Origin of the sequence: Actinotalea sp. (genome assembly GCF_041597215.1) — a bacterium.
Taxonomy (GTDB): Bacteria; Actinomycetota; Actinomycetes; order Actinomycetales; family Cellulomonadaceae; genus Actinotalea.
Genome location: NZ_JBFHHB010000182.1, coordinates 1 through 6,460, shown reverse-complemented (window position 1 = coordinate 6,460; position 6,460 = coordinate 1). Strand labels below are relative to the sequence as shown.

General features: G+C 69.5%; 4 protein-coding genes. 3 read left to right on the top strand and 1 reads right to left on the bottom strand.

Going from position 1 to position 6,460, the window contains the following annotated elements; genetic code table 11:
• Positions 1 to 1,985 (bottom strand): ribonucleoside-diphosphate reductase subunit alpha (locus tag ABWK99_RS12125; protein ID WP_372594959.1); only part of this gene is annotated, 1,985 nt, incomplete at its 3' end.
• Positions 1,986 to 2,326: 341 nt separating this feature from the next.
• Here ABWK99_RS12125 and ABWK99_RS12120 point away from each other — a divergent pair.
• From ABWK99_RS12120 to ABWK99_RS12110, 3 genes are all read left to right on the top strand, one after another.
• On the top strand, positions 2,327 to 4,471 hold the full coding sequence (locus tag ABWK99_RS12120; protein ID WP_372594958.1) for a ribonucleoside triphosphate reductase: 2,145 nt from the start codon (positions 2,327 to 2,329) through the stop codon (positions 4,469 to 4,471).
• A 14-nt stretch (positions 4,472 to 4,485) separates the two neighbouring features.
• Entirely contained in the window at positions 4,486 to 5,154 is a 669-nt protein-coding gene (locus ABWK99_RS12115; RefSeq protein ID WP_372594957.1) for an anaerobic ribonucleoside-triphosphate reductase activating protein, read from the top strand.
• Positions 5,155 to 5,803: 649 nt separating this feature from the next.
• Positions 5,804 to 6,460: DUF4914 family protein (locus ABWK99_RS12110; RefSeq protein WP_372594956.1), on the top strand; the 657-nt coding region annotated here is incomplete at its 3' end.

Below are 6,460 nucleotides of genomic sequence, written 5' to 3'. Positions count from 1 at the left end.
TCCAGGCCCGGCGTGGTCCCGGCGACCAGGCCGATCGAGGCCGTCGGGGCGATCGCCATCAGCGTCGCGTTCCGGATCCCGCCGGCGACCTTGGTGCGCAGCGCATCCCAGTCCATCCGGGTGGTGCGGTCGACCTGCACGGGCACGCCACGGTCGGCCTCCAGTCGCGCGATCGTGTCGATCGGCACGAGGCCCTTGGACCAGCCGGAGCCCTCGAAGGCCGGGTAGGCACCACGCTCGCGGGCCAGGTCGGCGCTGGCGTCGATCGCGTGGAAGCTGACGAACTCCGTGATCCGGTCGATCAGCTCGTAGGACTCCTGCGACTCGTACGCCAGGCCCAGCCGCTCGGTCACGTCGGTGAAGCCCATCAGCCCGAGACCGACGGCGCGGTGCGTGGAGTTGGCGTGCTGCGCCTGCGGCACGGAGGAGATGGTGATGTCGACGAGGTTGTCGAGCTGGCGGACCGCCGTGCGGGTGGTGGCCGCAAGGCGCTCCCAGTCGATCTGGCCGTCGACCAGGTGTGTCGAGAGGTTCACCGAGGCGAGGTTGCACACCGCGATCGAGTCGCGGTCCTGCGGGAGGCAGATCTCCGTGCACAGGTTGGACAGGTGGATCGTGCCGGCGTTGTCGTTCAGCGCGCGGGAGTTGATCGTGTCCTTCCAGGTCAGCCACGGGTGGGAGGTCGCCTGGAGGGACAGCAGGATCGCCGTGTACTGCTCGCGGGCCTTCATCCGGCGGTGTCGCGGCAGTCGACCGGCGCGCGCCTCGGCGACGTAGTGCGCATACCGCTCGGAGAACTCCCGCCCGACGAGCTCGACCAGGTCGGGGGTGTCGGCCGGGTCGAAGAGGTACCAGTCCTCGTCGGCGGCGACGCGCTTCATGAACTCGTCGGAGATCCACACGGCGGTGTTGGCGGTGCGCGTGCGGCGGTACGGGTCGCCGGAGCTCTGCCGCAGGTCGAGGAACTGCGCGAAGTCCAGGTGCCAGTTCTCCATGTAGAAGCACAACGCACCGAACTTCTTGCCCCCACGGGACACCGCTCGCAGCGTCGAGTCGATCGTGTGCATGAAGGGGATCGGGCCGGTCGACGTCGTGTTGTTCGAGGCGATCGTCGAGCCCTCGCTGCGCAGCTTGGTCACCGAGAGGCCGATCCCGCCGGTGCCCTTGGTCAACCACATGACGTCCCGGATGGAGGTCGCGATGTGCTCGATGTCGTCGTCCATCTGCATGACGAAGCAGTTGGACAGCTGCGGGTAGCGGGTGCCCGCGTTGACCAGCGTGGAACCGGCCGGCAGGTAGTCGAGGCGCGCGATGGTCCGGTAGATCTCGACGGCGGCGGCGGTCGGGTCCGCCTCGTTGAGGCACAGGCCCATGGCGACGCGCATCCAGAAGTACTGCGGGACCTCCAGCGGGGCGCCGTCGCGCCCCGTGATCATGTAGCGGTTCCGCATGGTGACCGTGCCGATGTACCGCAACCGCTCGTCGTGGTGGTGGTCGAGCGCCGCCGCGAGCGCGTCGAGGTCGAACAACGCGACGAGCCGCGGGTCGAGGATCCCCTCCTCGACGGCCTCGCGGACGTAGCCGGGGAAGCGCGCCTGGTGCAGCAGCGCGAGCTCGAGGTCCGTCTCGAAGTCACCGAGCACCCGCTTGTAGATCACCTTGCGCAGCAGCCGGGCCGCGATCGTGTCGAAGTCCGGGTCCTCCTTGACGTTCTGCACCGCCACGCCGATGGCCGCCTCGTCGAGCTGCTCGGTGGTGATGCCGTCGAAGAGCGTGATGGCGAGCTCGCTGGCCACCTGGGTGACCTTGGCGATGGCGTCCGGGAGCCCGGCGGCGGCCCGCTCGATCGCTCGGTTGATGCGGTCGGCGTCGTAGGGCTCGCGGCTCCCGTCGCGCTTGGTCACCCGCACTCCTGACCGGGCGGGCGGGAGGTCACGGGCAGCGGAGGGGCCCGCCTCCCGGAGGCGGTCGTCGGTCACGGTCATCGAGTGCTCCTGTCGTCACGAAGTGTCGATCACCCCGCAGGCGGGCATGACGGAGAGCGCCACGGCGGGTGTCCGCCGAGGCGCTCCCGGCTGAGTCCGGTGCGAGAAGCCCCGACAGTAAGACACCACATATGGGGCCTCGCAGCGCGACACGCCACTAGATGTGGGAAGTCGATCGAGCTTCGGCGTGTCGTCAGCGACACGCCGCGAGTTTCCCCTGCCGCCACGCACGGCCGAGGACCTCGGTCCCATCCGCGCCGGCGGCGAGCGCCTAGAACTGGCACATCTTGCGGCATCGAGCCGCGACCACCACTAGATGTAGTCACCTGGGGAGAACCGCCGTGTCCGTGTCCGACCTGCCCGATCCGTCCCCCTCCACCGGCGCCCCGATCGGCGTCCTGACCCGCTCGGGCGCGACCCAGCCCTTCGACGCGAGCCGGATCGGCTCGGCCGTCCGCCGCGCCGGCGCCGCCACCGGGGAGCTCGACGCCGACGCCGCTGCGGCGATCGCGGACGAGGTGGTGCGCGGACTGGTGGCCGAGGGGGTCGCCTACCCGCAGGTCGAGCACATCCAGGACGCCGTCGAGCTGGCGCTGCTCACGGCCGGGCACACCACGACGGCCAGGGCGTACATCTCCTACCGCGACGCCCACGAGCGGCTGCGTGCCGACGCCCGCACCGTCGTGGAGGTGGGCGCCTCGATCAACGAGTACCTGGACCGTTCCGACTGGCGCGTCAACGCGAACGCGAACCAGGGCTACTCCCTCGGCGGGCTGATCCTCAACACCTCGGGCAAGGTCACCGCCAACTACTGGCTCTCGCACGTCTACCCGCCGGAGGTCGGCCAGGCGCACCGCAACGGCGACGTGCACATCCACGACCTCGACATGCTCTCCGGCTACTGCGCCGGGTGGTCGCTGCGCACCCTGCTCACCGAGGGCCTCAACGGGGTGCCCGGAAAGGTCGAGGCCCGCCCCCCGCGCCACCTGGGCTCGGCGATCGGGCAGATCGTCAACTTCCTCGGCACGATGCAGAACGAGTGGGCAGGAGCGCAGGCCTTCAGCTCCTTCGACACCTACATGGCGCCCTTCGTCCGCGTCGACGCGCTGGAGTACGACGACGTCCTCCAGGCGATCCAGGAGCTCGTCTACAACCTCAACGTCCCGTCCCGCTGGGGCACCCAGACGCCGTTCACCAACCTCACCTTCGACTGGACCTGCCCCGAGGACCTGCGCGAGCAGGTGCCCGTCATCGGCGGGGAGGCCGTGGACTTCACCTACGGCGACCTGCAGGTCGAGATGGACATGATCAACCGCGCGTACATCGAGGTGATGACCGCGGGAGACGCGAGCGGACGGGTCTTCACCTTCCCGATCCCGACCTACAACATCACGCACGACTTCCCGTGGGAGTCGGAGAACGCCGAGCGCCTCTTCGAGATGACGGCCAAGTACGGGCTCCCGTACTTCCAGAACTTCCTCAACTCCGAGCTCGAGCCGAACCAGATCCGTTCCATGTGCTGCCGGCTCCAGCTCGACCTGCGCGAGCTCCTCAAGCGAGGCAACGGTCTGTTCGGCTCGGCCGAGCAGACCGGGTCCCTCGGCGTCGTGACGATCAACTGCGCACGTCTCGGCTACCTGCACCGCGGCGACACGGCCGGCCTGTACGCCGCGCTCGATCGGCTCCTCGGCCTGGCGCGCGACTCCCTGGAGATCAAGCGCACCGTCATCCAGCGGTACATCGACGAGGGCCTGTTCCCGTACACCAAGCGCTACCTCGGCACCCTGCGCAACCACTTCTCGACGATCGGCGTGAACGGCATCAACGAGATGGTCCGCAACCTCACGGCCGACGCCCTCGACCTGACGAGCGCTGACGGCCGCGCGATCGCCGTCGACCTGCTCGACCACGTCCGCGCCCGGATGGTGGAGTTCCAGGAGGAGACCGGACACCTGTACAACCTCGAGGCCACTCCCGCCGAGGGCACGACCTACCGCTTCGCGAAGGAGGACCTCAAGCGCTTCCCCGAGATCCTCACGGCCGGTCCGGCGTCGAACCCGTACTACACGAACTCCTCCCAGCTCCCGGTCGGCTGGACCGACGACCCCTTCGAGGCGCTCGAGCTCCAGGACGAGCTCCAGACGAAGTACACCGGCGGCACGGTCCTGCACCTGTACATGGCCGAGCGCGTCACCTCCGCCGCGGCCTGCCGCGAGCTGGTCAGGCGCTCCCTCTCGCGCTTCCGTCTGCCCTACATCACCGTGACGCCGACCTTCTCGATCTGCCCGACGCACGGGTACCTCGCGGGCGAGCAGCCCACCTGCGAGCGTTGCGCGCAGGAGAACCCGGGGGCGGAGCCGGTCGCCTGCGAGGTGTGGACCCGCGTGATGGGCTACCACCGGCCGGTGAGCTCCTTCAACATCGGGAAGAAGGGCGAGCACGCCGAGCGCACGCCCTTCCTCGAGGGCTCGGCCGTCCTCGTATGAGAAGCCCCGCCCACGTGAGGAGCCCCGCCCGCGCCGAGGCGCTCCAGATCGCCGGCCTGGTCCCGCTCTCGACCTGCGACTGGCCGGGGCGGATCGTCGCGACCGCCTTCCTCCAGGGCTGCCCGTGGAGCTGCACCTACTGCCACAACCCCGGGCTGCTGGACAGCCGCACCCCGGGAACGGTCCCGTGGTCGGCGGTGACGGACCTGCTCGCGCGACGCACCGGGCTGCTCGACGGCGTGGTCTTCTCCGGCGGGGAGCCCACCCGCCAGGCCGCCCTGCTCCCGGCGGTACGCACGGTCCGCGAGCTCGGTTTCGGCGTGGGTCTGCACACCGCCGGCGCGTACCCGCGCCTTCTGCGGGCCGTCCTCCCGTGGGTGGACTGGGTCGGTCTCGACCTCAAGGCCTCGGCTCCCCGCTACCCGGCGATCACCGGCGTCGCGGGCAGCGGGGCCGCGGCCTGGGCCTGCCTGGACGCCGTCCTGGAGGCCGGGGTCGCGGTGCAGGTGCGCACCACCGTCGACCCGACGGTGCACGGGACTGCCGAGGTCGAGGAATTGCAGCAGGAGCTCGCAGGACGGGGCGTCACCGATCATGTCCTGCAGACGGTCAGGACCGTCGGCGTCCGTCCGGAATATGCGACCAGGCTCGCGCAGCACGCCATTCTTTCTGCCTCCGGCTGAGGTCGGCCCGATCTCGCAGCGCCTGCCGAGCCGGGGTCGGGTGCGACGGCCCACCGGGCTCCGGCGGGCCGTCGACCAGGGCCCGCGACCCGCGCCCGGAGCCGCCTGGAGGGTCCCGGGCAACCCGTCGGAGGCTGCCAGGACCACACCAGGTGTCGAACGTGTGAATTCTCGGGATCGGGCCGGAGGTCCCAGGAGATCTGTGCTCTGACCTGTGACGATGGTGCGGTAGGCCAGTCCCCCACACCGAAGTGAGATTGTGATGCAGACGCTCGAGATCACCCCCGAGCTCGTCGTGCTCGACCAGATCGACATGGAGCTCGCGCACCTGACCGGCGCGCCCGACGACCTCCCCCCGTTCTGGGACTGACCCTCCTCTCACCCCGACCGACCCCGCTCCGCGGGGCCGGAACCCGCGTCAGCACGCCCTGCGGCGAAATGCGGGCTTGACCAACACTTGGTGAGCATTTGGCATTAATGAGAAATGCCACAGACCTGAATGCGAAATTGACGACTCTGTCCGCATCCTGAGCAGGCCATCCGAAGGTCCTATCGCCTCCCGCTCTACTGGACGTAACGTCGGGGTCAAGTCGGCTTCCGCGTCCTGGCGGAGGCCCACACAACTCCGCACCGCCGCGAGGAGCGCTACGTGTCGATCGATGTGCACCCGGTACTTGCCGACCTCAACCTGCCGCCCGCCGTGCGGGCCGCCCTGGACGCCTGCCCGGACGTGATCGTCCCCTCGAGCCGCCAGGAGCTCTACGAGCTCTGCCTCGGCCGTGAGGGCGGGTCCGTCTTCGACGTCGAGTACGACGTGAACGGCACCCCGTTCAAGGAGGCCGACGTCGTCCTGTGCAAGAACGGCATCGCCGTCAACTACACAGAGGACTACATGCGCCGGCGCGACCCGGACTGCATGCGCATCGCCGACGACCTGCCCACGAACAAGCCGCGCTACCGCGACGTCTTCGACGAGGAGTTCGCGCCGACCAAGGCCGAGACGCTCACCTGGCTGAGCGAGCAGTCGCTCATCGTCGTGCCCTTCAAGGCCGGCGGCCTGCACTACGGGTACCCCTCGATCGGGATCATCCCGGCCAACGCCGCGTTCTTCGCGCTCGCCCTGGTGGACCTGCAGGGCTGGGTGACCTTCGACGAGCTCGGCACCTTCACCCCGCGGTCGATCCTCTACGTCGCGCCGCCCTTCCGGCACACGCACTTCGGCGGGAAGCAGGTCGTCGTGCACGACCGCAGCGACACGCTGCACGAGGTCTTCGCCTACAACCTGTACCCGGGACCGAGCGCCAAG